Origin of the sequence: Ensifer sp. 22521 (assembly GCF_052044795.1) — a bacterium.
Classification (GTDB): Bacteria; Pseudomonadota; Alphaproteobacteria; order Rhizobiales; family Rhizobiaceae; genus Ensifer.
The window spans coordinates 17,244-34,357 of the sequence record NZ_JBQENM010000029.1; the positions used below are offsets into that span (position 1 = coordinate 17,244).

The window sequence follows — 17,114 nt, forward strand, 5'->3', positions numbered from 1 at the left end:
GAGTGATCTGACATCAAAAGGCCCCAGGTTCGAAACGGGTTGAACCCGGGGCCCTTCGTCTGAGCGTTCGACTTCACAGACGCGTCATCTGTGGCCAGAATTTCGGGGCTTTCGAGTCTGGCGGCGCCACCCCTGATCACTGCGAGCCACAGGTCGTCGATCAGATACTGCGGGAAGTTGCAAGAAAGGTGGGCCGATCGGCCTAAAGCCAGGCCTGCCACTCAGTGCCAGGCTACGATCTAAGAGGAGGAAGCCATGGAAATCATGCGAGCCGACATTACCGATCGAGTGACGGCAATTTTCGTCGAAGTATTGGGCGTGAAAGCCACTGAGGTGCGGGAGAACGCCTTGATTGTCGACACCTGCAAGCTTGGAAACGCGGCCTCAAGGCGGAGACCGAGTGGATCGAGGCGCATCGCAAGCTCAAAGGCCCGCTTCGAAGCATTGGACGAAATCATCAGCGAAATGGTGGAAGAGCACGCTGCTGGGAGACAAAATGAAAGGGCGTTTCATTGAAAACGTGAAAACGTGGCATCTAAATGTTTAGGGCCAGTCTACCCACCCGCGTCCCGATCTCGTGCAGCATCCTCAACTTGATCCTCCACGATCAGGATTCGCCGCGCCTCCGCTCTGGCCACCTCGTCCTCCCAGGAACTCTTCACCAGCGGAGATGGGTGCGATGATCGTGCACTCAAGGCCGGAGGTCTCGTACCCAACGCGAACCTCTCCTCGAAGCTCCGAAGCCAGCGCCCGTTCGATCAGAAGCGAGCCAAACCCTTTGCGGGTTGGCTGAACAACCGGAGGCCCGCCGCTTTCTTGCCAACGCAGAACGAGTTGCCGATCGGCGCCATCGCCTTGGATTTGCCAGGCGATCAGGATGCGGCCGCTCTCTGAGGTCAGCGCGCCGTATTTAGCAGCATTTGTGCTGAGCTCGTGCAATGCCATGGCAACCGCCAGTGCGGCACTCGGCGAAAGCCGAATGCTCGGGCCTCCGATCTGGAAGCGGTTTTCTCCCCCGGCATGGGGCCTGACGGTATCGGCGACGATTTCGCGCAGGTCCGCGCTTTGCCAACTCTCTCGCGTCAGGACATCGTGGGCCTTGGACAGATTGATCAGCCGTGACCCGAAAGCCTCCCGCGCTTCTTCCAGCGTCGATGCGTGGCCAAGCGTCTGCGCCGCGATGGATTGAATGACGGCCATCGTGTTCTTGACGCGATGGTTGAGCTCGCCCATCAGCGTTTTACGGTGCTCATCGGCGCGTTGGCGCTCGGTCATGTCCCGCGCGATCGTCGAGGCGCCGATGACGATGCCTGCGACAGCTTTCAGCGGCGATATGGTCAGCGAAACCCAGACCTCACTTCCGTCCTTGCGTCGGCGCAGCGTTTCGTAGTGCTGAATGTGCTCGCCCTGCCGGACGCGCGCGAGGATATCCAGTTCCTCGTCATTACGGTCCGGCGGCACCAGGGTCATGATCGACTGACCGACGATTTCGTCAGCAGGAAAGCCGAACAGCCGCTCTGCGCCGATGTTCCAGCTTTTGACGATGCCCTCGAGCGACTTGCTGATGATCGCGTCGTCCGATGACTCGACGATCGCGGCGAGGCGTTGCGCCACCGCCTCAGCCTGCTTGCGCTCGCTGATATCCACCAGCATGTTAACGGCCCCGATGACCTTGCCTGACGCATCGCGCAAGGGCGTCGGATAAGCGAGGAAGGGCACGCGCACGCCGTCCGCTCGCTCGGCCACCGCTTCGGCACCATGAATCGGCCTTTTCTCCCTCAGGGCAACCGCCATAGGGCACTCATCATGCGGCAAGGGGTTGCCGTCGGGTCGATACAAGCGCCAGGAACCGCACCACGCATCCGTGCCGAGATCCGGATGGCGTCCCCACAGTTCAGCGGCAGCCGGGTTGTAGGAGGTGATCCGGCCCGCGGCGTCGGTGGTGTAAACTGCGCCCGGCAGCGATCCGATAAGATCCTTCAGGCGCTGTTCGCTGCCACGAATGGCACCATCGGCCTCTCTGCGTTCGGTAATGTCCTCGATGGCGAGCAGGATCAGTTCGTCGCGGCCGTATCCTTCGGAGAGCTTGCGAGCGTTGAGCATCATACAGCGCGGGCCAAGATCGCGGAATTCGTGTTCGACCTCGTAGTCGCAGATCTCGTGATCCTTCGACAGCACCTCTTCCAGCAGTGTCCTGAGGGCGGGAATGTCCCATTGCCCGTCGCCAAGCGCATAGAGCCGCCTGCCTTCCGTATCTTTCCGCGACACCTTGAACAGATCATAGAAGGCGGGATTGGCCGAGACCACGCGCAGTTCGGCGTCGAGAACGATCAATGGCTGCCGAACCGTCCTGACGATCGCTTCGGCGTAGAGCCGCGCCGCGTCGACCGCCTGAGCGGCTGCCCGCCGCTCGGTAATATCGCTGAAGGTGATTACCACGCCGGCGATGCGGTTTCGCGCACGGTAGGGGAGCATACGCCTGAGGTACCAGCGACCGGTGTCGGCGGGAATCTCGGCCTCGATGGTCGTGAGTTTGTTGAGAACCTTCTGCGCGTCTGCGAGTAGGTTCTCGTCGGAGAACTTGCGTGCAAAGTGGGCGATCGGCCGACCGATGTCGGACGACACGAGGTCGAAAAGCTCCTTCATCGCCGGTGCGAACCAGGTGATTGCCAACCTTTCGTCGAGAAACAGCGTTGCCGTCTCCGAGCCCGCCAGCAGGTTGTTCAGATCATCGGTGGTGCGCTCCAGCTCCAAGATCTTTTGCTGGAGCTGGCTGTTGACGGTGTTCAGCTCCTCGTTGAAGGACTGCAACTCTTCCTTGGAGGTTTCGAGCTCCTCGTTGGTCGACTGAAGCTCCTCGTTCATCGAGATTGCTTCCTCGTTCGAGGCCTTCAATTCCTCGTTGGCGGTCCCGAGGTGCTCGATGGTGTTGCGTAACTCGGCGCGCATTGACATCAGCTCTTCCTGAAGCGCGCGCTCGCCGGACGTCGTTTCGAAGACGTCGTGGACGGCCGCATCGCCGGAGCCGGCGGGCGTTTCATACGGCGCGAAGCTCACGAGAACCAGTTTGCCGCCCAGTGGCGAGACCGGCAGCGGCATCACGCTCATTGCGACCCTTCGCGACGATCCGTTTTGCCGCACACGCGCGTGAACCGTGACGGACTTGTCGCTTTTCGTTGCTTGTCGCAGAGCACCGCGCAGCTTGAAACCCAGCCCGTCCCGTGTCATGGCGAGGAGGTCTCTGGTGGGCTCGCCCGAAGGTTGTTCCAGGTAGTCGCCAGTCGACCCATGGAAATAGAGGACACGGCCCCTGTGGTCGATTAGCACGGACACAGGCGCGTAGCGCTCCAGCAGGGCGCGACGCGCAGTCTCGGCCAGCGTCGCCGCTTCTGCTGGCGTCGCGAGCGGCTCGCCCGCAGTTCCCGCGCCAGCCGATCCGCGGGGCAGCCGATAATCGATGAGATCGTGGCGGGTTGGTCCGGTGCGGGCATAGATGCGCCACTTCTTCGAGACGGTGTCGAAAAGTTCGTCATGCCGTCCGATCGTCTCGGCATTGCCGAGAAACAGATGCCCGCCCGGACGAAGCGCGAAATGGTATTGGGCGATGACGCGCTGCTGCGCCTCGGGTTCCAGATAGATCAGGAAATTGCGACAGGAAACGAGGTCGAGCCGCGAGAACGGCGGATCGTGAAGCACGTTGTGTGCCGCGAACACGACAGTGTCGCGAAGCTCCTTCCTGACCTGGAAGGAGCCGTCAAGCTTTTCGAAGAAGCGACGGATACGGTCGTGCGGAAAGTCCGCGAGTGCGGCCACCGGATAAATGCCGTCACGGGCCTTGCGCAGATTGTCTTCCAGTGCGTCCGTAGCGAAGACTTTCAGGTCAAACCGCTTTCCGGCAGCCTCCGCCTCCTCGGTTATCAACATGGCGGTGGAATAGGCCTCTTCTCCCGTGGCGCAGGCCGGAACCCAGACGCGGATCTCATTGCCGCTCTCGCGTTCTGCAACGAGTGGCGCGATCACAAGGCTGGCGAGCGCCGTCCATGCTTCCGGATCGCGGAAGAACTCGGTCACGCTGATCATCAGGTCCGACGCCAAAGCGGCCGCCTCCTCCGGATTGCCTCCGAGATGCTCGAGATAGCGCACGGTCGTGGCGATGTTCCGGAGCCCCATGCGGCGATGGATGCGCCGCCGCAGCGTGTTGCGCTTGTAGCTGCCGAGATCGTGCCCGTTTCGAGCACGCACGACCTCCAGAATCTGCTCGATGATCGCCTCCCCGTTCACACGATCGGGCTCCCGCCCGGCGGGGTCGGAAACGTAGCCATGGTTGACATAGGCGATCAGGGTTGCCGGCATCTTGTCCGGCGCCAGCACGTGATCGGCAAGACCGGCCGTGATGGCGCTTCGGGGCATGCCATCGAATTTGGCCGTCTCCGGCGCCTGAACGATGCTCATTCCTCCTTCGGCCCGGATCTCCTTCAGGCCTTGGGTGCCGTCGCTTCCGGTCCCCGAAAGCACGATCCCAACCGAGCGCTCGCGGCGTTCTGCCGCGATCGAGCCGAACAGCACGTCGATCGGATGCCGCTGCCCGCGAGGCTCTGCCGGCCGCGACACTTTCAATCCACCCGCTTCCAGTTTGAGATCAGTTTCGGGAGCGATGACGTAAACGTGGTTGGGTGCGAGCGCCAGAGCGTCCTCGACCTGCACCACCGACATTTTAGTGTGGCTGCCCAGAATGCGGGCGATTTCGCTTTCGCGGTTCGGGTCGAGATGCATCACCACGACGAATGCGCATTCGCTGCCGGCCGGCATGGCGTCGAAGAAGCTTACCAGCGCCTCGAGCCCGCCGGCCGACGCGCCAATGCCGACGACGGGAATGTTCTGCGTAGCGATGAGATCGCGCTCGCGCGCATGGTCGATCGCCGTCCCTGCGTGCCCCGTACCGTCACTCCTAACAATTGAGTTTCTTTCCATGGCACGCCTGTCCGTTGTTGCACGATGGCGTTTCATCACGAACGTCCGTGCGCGGACGTTGCGTCACCCCTGCATATGTCATTTTAGCGCAATTACACCGCTGTATCGAGGAACGTCTTCGAGGTCAGCGAGCCTGATGGACTGGCGGCTACAAAAAGGACTGGGGGCCGCCTCGTCCCTCAGCGAGGTAACCCCGGTGATTTCGCCAAGGCGGGAATATCGGCTCAAAGCTGCAGTTCTGCAGATATATTATGGAGGTAGAGGTATGCAACATATTGGCACTATAATTAGCCGAGACTCGGGAATGGTAACTGTTCATTTTCTTGGAGAAGGAAACGAACGCGTAGACGTTACTATGGAGGAACCAGGTGCGACGGCGTAGGCATCTCATCGATTGCACCAAGAAACGGCCTCCCCAGGACCCATTTCTATGATTGGCATTCAAGTCCTCGACCAGCAACATGTCCTGTTGGTTGAAATAGATTAGTGCTCGAAACAATTCCGAACGCAAACCGGGGTGTTCCCGAACAAAGGATGGATTAGCATGAGTTCGACGAAATCGGCCCCTTGCGCGAGTCCCTTCAACGTTTGGGCCGGCTCCTTTGCCAGTGGAGCAGATTTGCGGGCTTCGCACCCACTTGGCGATCAGGCGAGACGGAATCATAGCTAACGCGTGCCGCCTGGGCATCGTCCCAATGCGGCGTTCGCTTGCCGTTCCTCGGCGGTTTTTGCGGGAGGCTTCGTCAAACAAACAATGTCAACCAGTAGCCACCGTGGAAGACCCCAGATGGCCTCCCGCGGCGTCAGCGGCTGTGCAAGAGCATCATTAGAAAGCCTGCTAACGACCATTTCCACCAATCGTTGCTGGCTTCAGCGCAAAACCCCTGCATCACGGGCGGCTTTCTCGAACGCCAACCGGGCCATGTAACCAGGCAAATCACCATTGACAGCTTCGAGACAGGCGGTCAAAGCCGCCTGATATGCGGGATCGGACTTGGATCCAGTCCAATTGTTCTGCAAAACCGCTGCCGCTTGACTGGCCGATCCAACCAACAAGTGGTGGTGTGCATCGGGCAGACAGATCACGACACTTTCATTCCAGGGTGCCGGTTGTTTGCCCCCTGCCTTCTCTATATCGCGTCCGTACCGTTCCTCGCGTTCCCAACGATCCTCTGCCATGACGTTCTCCTTCTCGAACGTCTCCAAATCGCCAAAACAGAATCGTGTTCCCGATATCGTTCAGTCGCTGGCTCGTGCACCAATAAACGCGCTGAAACAGGGGGGAGCGCATATTCGCAGCGCGGTTACCGCCTTCGTCCTTCGACGTCGACATTGCTGTCATCTGCATCTCACCACGCACGTGATCCCGCAATTGGCCCAGAGACACGTTGACAAGATCGAGCCTTGTTATAGTCAGATCTGCACCGGCTTGATCGTGACGACCGATATCTCACCTTCCAACAGGCCGCGTACCAGTCCTGCTTTTGCATGTTCGACTTCGATGACCGTGTATAGTTTTTCGTCCCGAAACGCGCTCGCATCCGAGGTGCTGACACCTTCGGCAGGGGCGGCGTCGACCTCCATATAGTCGAGTTCGCACGCGGACGCGACGATGCGGGCGTCCCCAGACGTGCGGGCAGCGACCACAACTTCGCCCTGGTTAAGTGCGCTCTGCCATCGAGGATCGGATTTTGCGGCGATCGGCACCAAGCGGTAGACGTTCAGTGTTTCAGCGCCAGAATCGCTTGAGGCTCGGCATGCGTCGGCAATTTGAGCCTTGCTTTCCACCGATCTGCCAAATTCCGTGTGGCTTTCGCCGGTGGACTTCACCTCGTCACCATATTTCGCATTGTTGGACATCGTCATCTCTTTCGTCGTTGAGTCAGAGACATTAGTTTGAACGGAAAGTTCCCTTCCCTCGAGTGGCCGGCCTGAGGGCCTTTCGCAAATCGGCGCGGCGGAAAGCCCGGCTCGACAGCGATCGGAGAGTTGAGGATGTGTCCATTGCCAAACAACGTTCACGGACGCTACATCCCTTAGCGCCTTCGAGAGGCGGGCAGCGGAAGAGTCGGGCTCAGAGCTAAGACCGCGATAGAGATGATGCAGGGTAGGTTCGGCCATGGATTGTCCTGGCGGCGTTGTCTAAGCGGCTGTCCGCGGGCACCAAGTGAAAATCCCGCGCCCCGATCTCCGGTGGGAAGCTGCCGGCTGAGGAACATTTCGCAGGACCGGAAGTTTGCACGGCAGTAACAACAAAGCAGGCGTTAGTGCTTCAGCTGTACGATCGCTCCTGCAGAAATGAGCCCGAGGCGAGGCAAGATCATGACATATGTTGCATCCCCCAGAACCCAGAAAGGTACTGCGGAGCGGCTTGCCGACTGCTACCAGTGCGTTTCGTCCACACTTTCAACTCACGACCCGACAGGTGCTTTGCGAGATTTCGACACCGATTTGATCACTGCCGCGGTCCAGGCCGGATGGGATGAAGACGAGATACGCGCGGCTTTGAATGGTATTCGGTCGGGCAATGCGGTCGCGAGCTCGAATGCAGAAGGGCCTGAACTTAGCCCGGACCCCAGGCAAACGGTGTCTTCCGATCCTGCCTCCACTGAAACAGCAAAGGGACCGGCGTTTGAGGGCCGCGAGTCAGCGCGGGGCTTGCAAGAGAGCGCTGAAAGAGAAGAGCGACGGATCGAATGCCAGAAAGGAAGTCCCTTGGCCAAAGGGGAAGAACGCTTCGAGGAACGATCGAGGAGCTCTGACGGCAGAAGCGCGGGAGAGAAACAAAATCCTGGAAGATGAAAATCTTCCACCTCACCTGCCAAGCGATCGCCAAGATCCGCCTGAGGATAAATTCTCAGCGATGCTTTGGTTTCGGGTTTCATGTCTAAAAGGAAGGCTGCTGACGGTCGCCGGCGAGTACCGAAACTCGCGCCGTTCGAGTTCGCGCCACCACGAGAGACTTGTTGAAACGCCCGCTGGTTGAACTGGTTGTCCCGGCAAGCCAGACTATGGTCGACACGGCTGCGAGTTTGGAATGATATGACGGTGGACGTCCCGCTGTCGGAGATTGCGTTCGCGCGCGGGCGAGGGCGCCACCCGAGACACGTGCCGCCCTCGATCCCTGAAAAGAGCCTCCGCCAAATTGGTCGGAGGCTCAGTCAGGACGGCTGATCGCCCAAGCGACATCCGCAGCCGGCGAGACTGCGGCAGACGATCGTTAATTAGAATATGCTTATATTTTTCGTTAACAAGTCGGCACATCGGATGACGCTCAGACAGGCTACAGCGCCCCATACTGGAGGTCGAAGGCCAAGTTGCGTTCAAGCGCGATTGAGTGGTAATCCCGTTCGATGATCCCCGAGTGCCTCTGCGCCGGAACCAAATCGCACCCTCAGGGTTCGAGAGCGGGATCAATCCGATTTACAAGCAGAGGCCACGTTCATGAACCCCCATGACCATCGTTGCGGCGGCGCTGTTGAGCGCTGTAACCGCCGCTGCGTTTGCGCAAACGACGCCTGCAGCATGAAGCTCTAACCGACTTTCGCGGCGAGCCGAGAGGGCCGCGAAGGCCACTCCGGCCGCAGCCGCCTTTTCCATGCCGTGCCGCCCGAGCCGACCTGTCAGATATCGTTCCATGTCCCGCGCCGCTTGCTTCTTGGTGGGCCGGCGCGGCTTCTAATGAACCGCGCCTTGGCGAAGGCGTTCTTTGGCATCCGGTCTCAGCTTCTCTGGAAGTACATCTCGCGCAGACTTCCGGATAACGTCGATCGCCGCCTCCGTCGCGTGGCTGACAGCACTCCCGGCAATCCCCAGTGCCCGTTTGCTCCAGCGGGCGCCCTTGCCGGCGGCATCGGCTATGTCGCCTTGTTCCTCGACAAGCACGGCGGCCGCTGCGGCCTTCAGGGCTTTGGCAGCACATTCCTACCGATATCGCTTGCCAGAAGCCCTTTTACGACTCCCGACTTCCGGAAAGGTTTGGGGACTTTGTAACCAGCAACCTTCTTCGGGATGCTCTTCTGGCCATGACACCCTCCACGATATGACCGCTGACAACCGGAAAATTGTTTGGTTCCGCGAGAACACCGGACAGAGACCCTGGATAGGTGGCGCTTCGGAACCGATGGCGCCGTCATCCGTTTGTCTTGCGCACCCGACAGGAGATACAAGCATGGCCAAAGACGACGATTTAAAAGCGGGCTTCACCGGCACACCCGATGAACCTCTCGCCGGCGTCCGTAAGGCTGCCCAAACAGCCACTGAAGCAGTGAGGCGAGAGACAAGCGCGGTGGCGACCGCAGCAGCAGAACATCCTCACACCGCCACCACTCTGGGAGTGATTATTGGCGCCCTCGCCTTCACCATCGGCTATGTTTTGGGAAGGTCATCTGTCAATAGCGGGCGGGGCTACTGGCGATAAATGAGGACCCGACCGACGTGCGGCTTTGAACGATTTCACGGATGAAAATCCGTATCCATGACGCAACACTAAATTAACTTCGGCACCTGCAATCTGTGGTCGTCGCCATTGTCCCTGCACCTCACAACTGGCGCGCAGGACCGCAGCCCCAAGGACCCGGGGCTGCGGTTTTGCTTGTCGGGATTTCGTGCGAACGACGGCTGAGCCAGCGGTCGCGAAGTCGAGATCGAGAGCGCCCGACCGACGCAAGGAAACAGGCTCCTCCGTCATTGAGACCGTGGTCACCATGCGGTCCGGGCGCTGGGCGTTTTCGAGCAGATTGAAAGAGCCGGTCGAAGCCGACAGTCGAACGAAAGCGGTGCGTAGTCGTGCGTTGTTGCCGTGGATTCCGCCATTCCCTGAGCTCTGCTGTCAGCTCGTTTCTCATTCCCGAGCGTGTCACCTGCATCACGGGCAAGGCTTCGCAAACCAAACCGTCCGGCCTTCGGAGATCAGGCTCTCTCCAACAGTGCAAGTATCGACAGTGAGGTTCCTTAGATCCAGCCGTGGCTACATTTGTTCGGTGTACGCGTGTCCACGCTCATGCGAACCCTGTCGCCGTCGGCGACGTGAGTTTGAAAGTCTACACCGTCTGGCCACCGCCGGAAGGTCGCTACCGTGGCCGACCTGAAGGCCATGATCTCAGAGGCCGAAGTTCTGTATTGGGAATTCTTCGACATCAGTATGGGGATCGCGCCGCGATCTAAAGGATCGGCATTGGCGCGAGTACTTGGCCAGCAACAAGCTGCTAAATCTGTGAGATAGTGCCCGCGATCGATCAGGGAAACGGCAAACGCCGACCCACTTTTCAAGAGCGATCTTCGAAACACGACATCGCATTGCTTGCAGGGTTCGACGAACGACGCCGCCAGCGCGAAGCCCGCTTGTCGAGCGAACGACTTGCGATGGAGACGACCGCGTGTTGCACCGTCGTCAGGGCGCCAGGCACTCTTCACAGATGCCACAGCCATCTGCATCCATGCTCGTGGCCGGGCGCTTCTTTCGACAACAGAGGCAGGTGACCATATCCGGCGCGCTCCAGTTGTAATGCTTGGGTGGTGTGATTTGAATTGTGGTGTCGGGAGCCACTTGTTTACCCAGTTGTTCCATCTCGAGGCTCCATGTCGAAGATGCCATCTTCGCTGGTGGGGGGTGCATAACGGCAGCCTACCTTTCCAACCCGGGTTCTAAATGGGCGCCAGGCGAACGGCGCCCAGTTCGTCGAGATCACTTATGCGGCATTCGGTGCTTCGATTTGCGTCGGAGTTGGTGACTGTTCGAACACCGTAGCACTTTCGATCGCGATTTTGCGTGGCTTCATCTCTTCCGGGATTTCCCGCAGGAGATCGATCTCCAGGAGACCGTTGTTCAGGTCAGCGCCGATCACCCGCACGTGGTCGGCAAGCTCGAACCGGTGTTCGAACGGTCTCCCGGCGATCCCGCGGTGCAGATAGGCTTCTGACGAGGATTCCTGCTCCTTGCCAACGACCGTCAGAAGGTTGGTTTGAAACGTGATGTCGAGATCGTCTCGCGTAAAACCGGCGACCGCAATCGAGATCCGATAGCTATCGTCACCGGTCTTGACGATGTCGTAGGGCGGCCAATCGCTCATCGAACGGGCCCGCTGGGCGTTTTCGAGCAGACTGAAGAGCCGGTCGAACCCGACGGTCGATCGGAAAAGCGGTGCGTAGTCGTAAGTTGTTGCCATAGCCATATCCTCCTTGAGCAACATGGATATTGAAAGCGCCGAAAGATGACACTTCCAGCAAGTCCAGCCCTGATTCTAGCGGCTGGCGATAAGCGATTTGGTTTGGCAAAAGTTCAGTTTCAAGGGCTCGGAAAGAAAAAATGAGGGCGGCCTTAGCGTCACCAAGCTTGCGCCTCAGGCGATCCGTGGACCAGCTCGGAAGGAAGAGCGATACGACCCTTGGCATCTGGGGCCTCCACTTCGAAATCGGCACTTTCGCCGGCGCGGCAGCGGATGAGCTCGACGAGCCAACGCGCGCGGCCGACGCCTGGAACCGGCAAAGGGGCGGACGGCAGGACGGACACCCGCCAGCGCGTGACCGATGCCGTCGGCTGTCCGAAATCCGAGGCCTCGGCCTGGCGCCGCCAGCGGCGGATCGCGATGCCCATCGTGCCGGAACTTTCGGCCGCAAGCTGCAGGCGGCGCGAGGCGGTCATCGGAAGACGTGCGAGCTCGCCAACGACGGCCCCCAGTCCGCCGTGGCGAAGGCCCTCTTCTGCAGGAGAGAAGCGCCTTTTCGTCGCCGGCCTCCACATAGATGACGCGGCTTGGCGCCAGCCCCACCCGGGCCAGCGCCGGTGCGAAGAGATCGGGCCGCGTCACGCACCAGAGCACCTTGCCCTTCGAGGTGCAGCAATACCCGCCGAAAAGAGTGCGGCCGCCGCGCCGTCGATCGCACCGTTGCCGCCGCCCGCGACCTCATGCAACGAACCGAGTGCAAGCCCGTCGCCCGGCAAGCGCCGATCAATCTCGGCAACACCAAACGAAAGGACCTGGCGTCCACGGCCGCTTGTGCCTTCGAGGCGCTGGATGCGCTCGCGAAGTTCTGAGACGACGATGTTGTCGACTGGACGGGGCATATTGGAAGGAACGACTCCTCAGGGCTATGCATTAGCGCTTCCTGTTGATATGTTCTGTATTTGTTCTTATTTGCGTTGCGTGTCAACGACCTTCGGAAAAAGAGCCTGTTGATTGTTATCCAAACGCCAACGCGGATACGCGGCCTCGCGCAAACGGAATGCGTCGGCCGCCGGGGAACGGCGACAGAGGCGCGCGAACGCAGGTATGAAAGACCGGGAGAAGAAAAGCGGAGGATCCAAGGCCTTGTGCAATCTCTACAATATCACGACGACACGCGATGCCGTGATCGCATTCACCAAGGCCTTCCGCGACAAGGCCGGTTGGAACCAGCCATCCTATGACGTTTATCCTGGGTACCAGGCGCCAGTTGTTCGCGTCGGCGACGACGGTCAACGCGAGATTACGCGTGTTACCTGGGGCATGCCCTCGCCGCCGGCTTTCGTGAAGAACTACGATCCTGGTGTTACCAACATCCGAAACGTCACCTCTCCGCACTGGAGACGCTGGCTTGGGCCGACCAGTCGCTGCGTCGTGCCCGTCACCTCCTTTGCCGAGCCGGATCCGGCAAGCAAAGATCCCGGCGGGAAAATCCCGAACGCCTGGTTTGCCGGCAACAACGAGCGACCGCTGATGTTCTTCGCCGGCTTCTGGACACCATGGAAGGGTGTCAGGCGTGTGCGCGATGGTGAGCGCGAATACGAGCTCTTCGGCTTCCTCACCACATCCCCAAATGAGATCGTCGCGCCGATCCATCAAAAGGCCATGCCGGTGATCCTGACCACACCTGAAGAGGTCGACTTGTGGCTCACGGGATCCTGGGACGAGGTGAAGCACCTGCAGCGGCCGCTTCCTGGCAACATGCTCGTTGTCGTCGAGCCGCCTGCGCCATCGCCGGGCGAGGAACTATTGCTGTGAGCGAGCCGTGACAGACACACTCAGGCAGTTGCGCAAGATCATCCACGTCGATATGGATGCCTTCTACGCTTCGGTGGAGCAACGGGACAATCCCGAGCTTCGCGGGCTTCCGATCGCCGTTGGCTTTGGCGAGGCCCGCGGCGTCGTGGCAGCCGCAAGCTATGAGGCGCGCAAATACGGCGTCCATTCGGCCATGCCGTCAGTCACTGCCAAGCGGAAATGCCCGGAGCTGATTTTCGTGAGGCCGCGCTTTGATGCCTATCGCGCGGTGTCTGAGCAGATCCACGCGGTCTTTGCCGAGTACACGCCCCTGATCGAACCGCTCTCGCTCGACGAGGCCTATCTTGACGTTACCGAGAACCTCAAGGGAATGGAAGTTGCGACCGAGATCGCCGAGGAGATCCGCGCAAAGATCAAGGCAAGGACAGGCCTGACCGCTTCGGCCGGCGTTTCCTACAACAAGTTCCTCGCCAAAATGGCGTCCGACCAGAGGAAACCGGACGGCCTCTTCGTCATCACCCCGAAGAACGGTCCGGCTTTCGTCGAGGCGCTGCCCGTCAAGAAGTTCCATGGCGTCGGCCCGGCAACCGCCGAGCGCATGCACAAACTCGGGATTGAAACGGGTGCCGACCTGAAGGCCCACGATATCGCCTTCCTGCAACAGCACTTCGGCAAATCAGGACCCTATTTCTACTGGATCGCCCGCGGTATCGACGAGCGCCAGGTGAAGGCCGACCGGGTGCGCAAGTCCGTCGGTGCGGAAGACACGTTCTCCGTGGACGTCCATGATTTTGAAACCGCCCAGGCGGGCCTCGAACCGCTGATCGAAAAGGTCTGGCGCTATTGCGAGGCGAGCGGCATCCGCGCCAAGACCGCAACGCTCAAGGTGAAATGGGCGGATTTCACGCAGGTCACCAGGAGCAAGACAACTGCAACACCGATCGCCAGTGCCACCGAGCTTGCCGCGGTCATGACGATGCTGTTGTCTCCGCTCTTCCCTGCTCCGAAAGGCATCCGGTTGCTGGGCGTGATCCTGTCGTCGCTTGAACCAGCCAAACTCGAAAGCGCGCCGCAGTTCTCATTAGCGCTTTGACGAAGACGCAAAGGGCCGGCCGCGCCAGCGACCGTAACATGCTGCGGACTCTCGGCGACCATCAGCTGCCGGACACCATGAGCGGTATGGGCAACGTCAAGGATTTCGAAGGTATACTTGCCAGACGCATCGACCCCAACCGAGTAGCTGAGGCGATCTTGCACTTGGTTGTTTTCGTCGAAGGTCAGCACCTTCGGCTTCAACAAGGTAAGCCGGCCTTCCTCGAGGTAGACCGAGTTGCATATGATGATCTGGTCGCCGGGCTGGCAGGTCCGTGCGACCGCACCATTGAGGATGCAGCACCTGGATCCGCGTTCACCCAGGATGACGTGAGATACGCGCTCCGGAATTCTTGTTCCAGATCTCGACGAACTCCATCGGCAAGATGCCGGCCTCCTCACAGTGATCCGGGTCAAGAGTGATCGACCCATGATAGTTGAGGTTCGCCTCGGTGACGTAAATGCCATGGAGCTTCCCTGCGACCAGCTTTCTCATACTTTTTCACGCCTCGCGGTTGATCAGGTTCCTCGCGCCTTGGCGCTGCCGACCGAGGCGAAAATCTTCGCGCTCCGACAATCGCCAAGCGGAAATTGAAAAGAAAGCCCCGCCGGGGAAGGCGGGGCAAGGTTCGCATCCAGATGGTCTCTGAACGCGGGGAAGAAACTCCATCGGCCCAAGCCGATGCACTCAGATACGAACAAAGCCCCCCGCAAGGAAGGTCGCTTTCGGCAATTCCGGTACGGCGTTGCTAATATATCAGCCTGTTCAAATGATAACCCCGGATCTCTTGATGCTCGGTGCCTGCCACAAAAGCGCGCAGTATTCCTGATCTCTGCCTACCTGCGGGTCGAAGGCGGTTTGCGCTGCAGCGATCAGACAAGCTCCATCGTCGTTGTTCCGAAGTCTACCGCGGACACCTCGCGATAGCCATGGCCGGAGGCCGGGACTAGGTTCTCACCGCGTTCTCGCAATCCGTACGGCGAATGTACTAGCCCTGCCCACCCGAGATGACTACCGTATCAACGTTGATGGGCGGGGCTTCTCGCTGTATAGTTCCATTTATAGTTTATTTTAATTTTTTCAAACCGTTAGGCAATACGGGGGGACATCATGCGCCTTCCTGAGGTAGTTTGGGCGGTTCCATTATCTGTTCGCTTACAGTCAGGAACGAACCGCATATTCGCATCCGTCTACGACGCACTGGATTTTCTAGAACATGAATGGCCGATACGGCACGGGCAAGGCTATGAACGAGCCGTCGTGACGTGCCGGGGTGCGTTGAACCACTCGGTTCCATCTGCAGTCGCGCGCGAGGCCTTCATCGGCGCGTGCTTGGAGGTTGGCATGGCAACGTCAGCGATTGCGGCTCATTATCATGCGCGCTCGGGACCTCACAGCCACAAGCCATTAATCTGACAACCGCAGCGCACCGACGAGCAGGAAAGCGGGGGCTCCTAGTCATCGAGCCCCCGGCATTGGCGCCCGTTGCACCACGATCCGCTCCGCCCCCGGTTATGGCGTGCGAATTTACCCGACTTCGTGCACGTGTTCCTGATCTTCCCAGTAGGCTTGTTCCAGGCGGTCGATTTTCGTTGATTGCAGGCGGCCGTTGGAACAGAGGAAAATCAGCATCGCCTCAATGTCATCGCTGCCACCGGGAGGTTCGCCATAGGGCACAGGACGTCGAGCCAGCTTGTGCGCCCAGTAGCGGAGCTCGCGCTCGGCCGGAGGTAATACATGCCGAGGCGGTAAAGCCGGCTGTCTCAACGAACCCATCATCGATGGATCATGCCGCAAAATGCCAACAACGATTACGATCAGAGCTGCCCGCGATGAAGATGTGCCTGTGCTCGGCAAGTACGGGTCCGACCTGATGGCGCTTCATCATCAATGGGATCCCAATCGCTTCATCGCGACGGGAACCGGTACGAAGGCTTCCTATGCCAGGTGGCTGCGAAGCCAGCTTGAAAAGCCTGATGTTGTAGTCCTCGCCGCAGAGCAGGAAGAAATGATCGTTGGTTACGCGTATGCCGCGCTCGAGGGGTATGACTATATGGCGCTTCGACGACCAGCAGGCGTCGTTCATGATCTTTTCGTAGATCCGGAGAAGCGCAATCAGGGCGTCGGCCGGATGCTGCTCGACGCGGTTATCGCAGAGCTGCAAGGGCGAGGCGCAGACCTTGTCGTGCTCTCCACAGCGCACCGAAACGAAGCTGCTCAGCGGCTGTTTGCTGCAGCGGGCTTTCGCCCGACGATGGTCGAGATGACGCTCAATGCGAAAGCCTAATTCTGCGGCGGGCACCCGCGCCTCCCGCATGAAGCCCCGTCTCTCGCCTACCCCACGGGCGCGGTGTCGGCGGAACAACCGTCACGGCCGATGGCAGTTGTCCGCTGAATGCGGGACGCAAGGGCGCCCTGTCACTTCCGCCCGCTGCACTGTAGCGGGTGCGAAAGGCAGTTAGCAATGCCCGAAAACGGTCCAGCGGTCTCGGCCGCTGGGGAGCCAGGTTGTTGATCTCATTCCGGCGCTTAGGGCCTTTGCGCGCATCTACCGGGAACCAATATCAAGTCCTGGCTTTTCACCATCATGCACAACGCTTTCCGGACTCAGTACAAGCTGCGTCGACGGGCCTCGTTAACTGCGCCGAGCTGCCGATCCCGATGCCGGCACGGCAGGACTGGTGCGTCTTGACCGTCGAACTGCGCAGCGCGCTCGACACCATGGCGCCCGACCATCGCCAGGTGCTGATCCTCGTTGCTGGATATGGTCTGAGCTTAAGGAAGCCGCCGACATCTGCGACTGTGCAGTCGGCACCATCAAGAGCAGGCTCAGCCGAGCGCGCGACGAGCTTGCCTACCGGATGAGCGGCGTTCCGATTCCCTGAAATTGCCCCGGCCGCTTCGTTAAACAGAACGGACAATACTTCGGATCAGGATACCACAATCCAGCATAACCGTTTCGCCCCGTCTTGTGGGTGAACGAAATCGGTGGTGTCGCCCGGGGCGAAATATCGTTTGCGACGATGAATTCATGCTCGGCAAACCAGTACCCGCAGTTGCTGCAAGTC

General features: G+C 59.8%; 12 protein-coding genes and 3 pseudogenes. 8 read left to right on the forward strand and 7 right to left on the reverse strand.

Annotation, left to right across the window (positions count from 1 at the left end):
* Positions 1–255 precede the first annotated feature (255 nt).
* A complete protein-coding gene (locus ACTJKE_RS30370; protein WP_440639587.1) occupies positions 256–516 on the forward strand; it encodes a hypothetical protein in 261 nt (86 codons plus the stop codon).
* Positions 517–588: 72 nt separating this feature from the next.
* Here ACTJKE_RS30370 and ACTJKE_RS30375 read toward each other — a convergent pair whose 3' ends face one another.
* The 3 genes from ACTJKE_RS30375 to ACTJKE_RS30385 form a co-directional block, all read right to left on the reverse strand.
* Positions 589–4,971, reverse strand: coding sequence for a PAS domain-containing protein (locus tag ACTJKE_RS30375; RefSeq protein WP_440639585.1), 4,383 nt, complete (start codon positions 4,969–4,971; stop codon positions 589–591).
* 870 nt (positions 4,972–5,841) lie between these two features.
* On the reverse strand, positions 5,842–6,150 hold the full coding sequence (locus ACTJKE_RS30380; protein WP_440639583.1) for a DUF982 domain-containing protein: 309 nt from the start codon (positions 6,148–6,150) through the stop codon (positions 5,842–5,844).
* A gap of 234 nt (positions 6,151–6,384) precedes the next feature.
* Positions 6,385–6,831 carry a hypothetical protein gene (locus tag ACTJKE_RS30385; protein WP_440639582.1) on the reverse strand — a complete coding sequence of 149 codons (447 nt, stop codon included), beginning with the start codon at positions 6,829–6,831 and terminating at the stop codon, positions 6,385–6,387.
* Between the two features lie 726 nt (positions 6,832–7,557).
* On the opposite strand from ACTJKE_RS30385, the gene ACTJKE_RS30390 reads away from it, so the two are divergent.
* Together ACTJKE_RS30390 and ACTJKE_RS30395 are read left to right on the forward strand one after the other, a co-directional pair.
* On the forward strand, positions 7,558–7,773 hold the full coding sequence (locus tag ACTJKE_RS30390) for a hypothetical protein (protein ID WP_082663714.1): 216 nt from the start codon (positions 7,558–7,560) through the stop codon (positions 7,771–7,773).
* A gap of 1,369 nt (positions 7,774–9,142) precedes the next feature.
* Positions 9,143–9,391: a hypothetical protein gene (locus ACTJKE_RS30395; RefSeq protein ID WP_058329279.1), complete on the forward strand. Its 249-nt coding sequence runs from the start codon at positions 9,143–9,145 to the stop codon at positions 9,389–9,391.
* A 1,270-nt stretch (positions 9,392–10,661) separates the two neighbouring features.
* On the opposite strand, the gene ACTJKE_RS30400 is transcribed toward ACTJKE_RS30395, so the two are convergent.
* Positions 10,662–11,138, reverse strand: a complete 477-nt coding sequence (locus ACTJKE_RS30400; RefSeq protein ID WP_440639580.1) for an Hsp20 family protein — start codon at positions 11,136–11,138, stop codon at positions 10,662–10,664.
* Positions 11,139–11,296: 158 nt separating this feature from the next.
* Positions 11,297–12,037: pseudogene (locus ACTJKE_RS30405) on the reverse strand (ImuA family protein).
* A gap of 244 nt (positions 12,038–12,281) precedes the next feature.
* On the opposite strand from ACTJKE_RS30405, the gene ACTJKE_RS30410 reads away from it, so the two are divergent.
* Entirely contained in the window at positions 12,282–12,953 is a 672-nt protein-coding gene (locus tag ACTJKE_RS30410) for an SOS response-associated peptidase (protein ID WP_058329298.1), read from the forward strand.
* 7 nt (positions 12,954–12,960) lie between these two features.
* Positions 12,961–14,046: a DNA polymerase IV gene (gene dinB / locus ACTJKE_RS30415; protein WP_058329281.1), complete on the forward strand. Its 1,086-nt coding sequence runs from the start codon at positions 12,961–12,963 to the stop codon at positions 14,044–14,046.
* Positions 14,047–14,141: 95 nt separating this feature from the next.
* Here the strand turns inward: dinB and panD are convergent.
* Positions 14,142–14,541 (reverse strand): annotated as a pseudogene (panD, locus tag ACTJKE_RS30420) (aspartate 1-decarboxylase); the annotation flags it as partial.
* Positions 14,542–15,156: 615 nt separating this feature from the next.
* Here panD and ACTJKE_RS30425 point away from each other — a divergent pair.
* Entirely contained in the window at positions 15,157–15,462 is a 306-nt protein-coding gene (locus tag ACTJKE_RS30425) for a DUF982 domain-containing protein (protein ID WP_082663711.1), read from the forward strand.
* Between the two features lie 111 nt (positions 15,463–15,573).
* Here the strand turns inward: ACTJKE_RS30425 and ACTJKE_RS30430 are convergent, their stop codons facing one another.
* The gene (locus ACTJKE_RS30430) at positions 15,574–15,825 is read right to left on the reverse strand and encodes a hypothetical protein (RefSeq protein ID WP_440639577.1); all 252 of its coding nucleotides are present in this window, start codon (positions 15,823–15,825) and stop codon (positions 15,574–15,576) included.
* 19 nt (positions 15,826–15,844) lie between these two features.
* On the opposite strand from ACTJKE_RS30430, the gene ACTJKE_RS30435 reads away from it, so the two are divergent.
* A complete protein-coding gene (locus ACTJKE_RS30435; protein ID WP_058329282.1) occupies positions 15,845–16,333 on the forward strand; it encodes a GNAT family N-acetyltransferase in 489 nt (162 codons plus the stop codon).
* Between the two features lie 485 nt (positions 16,334–16,818).
* Positions 16,819–16,898: pseudogene (locus tag ACTJKE_RS30440) on the forward strand (sigma factor-like helix-turn-helix DNA-binding protein); the annotation flags it as partial.
* Positions 16,899–17,114: the final 216 nt, after the last annotated feature.

Coding starts and splice junctions, on each gene's coding strand:
- ACTJKE_RS30375 (WP_440639585.1), bottom strand. CDS start 4,971: ATGGAAAGAAACTCAATTGTTAGGAGTGACGGTACGGGGCACGCAGGG.
- ACTJKE_RS30370 (WP_440639587.1), top strand. CDS start 256: ATGGAAATCATGCGAGCCGACATTACCGATCGAGTGACGGCAATTTTC.
- ACTJKE_RS30435 (WP_058329282.1), top strand. CDS start 15,845: ATGCCAACAACGATTACGATCAGAGCTGCCCGCGATGAAGATGTGCCT.
- ACTJKE_RS30425 (WP_082663711.1), top strand. CDS start 15,157: ATGCGCCTTCCTGAGGTAGTTTGGGCGGTTCCATTATCTGTTCGCTTA.
- ACTJKE_RS30395 (WP_058329279.1), top strand. CDS start 9,143: ATGGCCAAAGACGACGATTTAAAAGCGGGCTTCACCGGCACACCCGAT.
- ACTJKE_RS30385 (WP_440639582.1), bottom strand. CDS start 6,831: ATGTCCAACAATGCGAAATATGGTGACGAGGTGAAGTCCACCGGCGAA.
- ACTJKE_RS30380 (WP_440639583.1), bottom strand. CDS start 6,150: ATGGCAGAGGATCGTTGGGAACGCGAGGAACGGTACGGACGCGATATA.
- ACTJKE_RS30400 (WP_440639580.1), bottom strand. CDS start 11,138: ATGGCAACAACTTACGACTACGCACCGCTTTTCCGATCGACCGTCGGG.
- ACTJKE_RS30430 (WP_440639577.1), bottom strand. CDS start 15,825: ATGATGGGTTCGTTGAGACAGCCGGCTTTACCGCCTCGGCATGTATTA.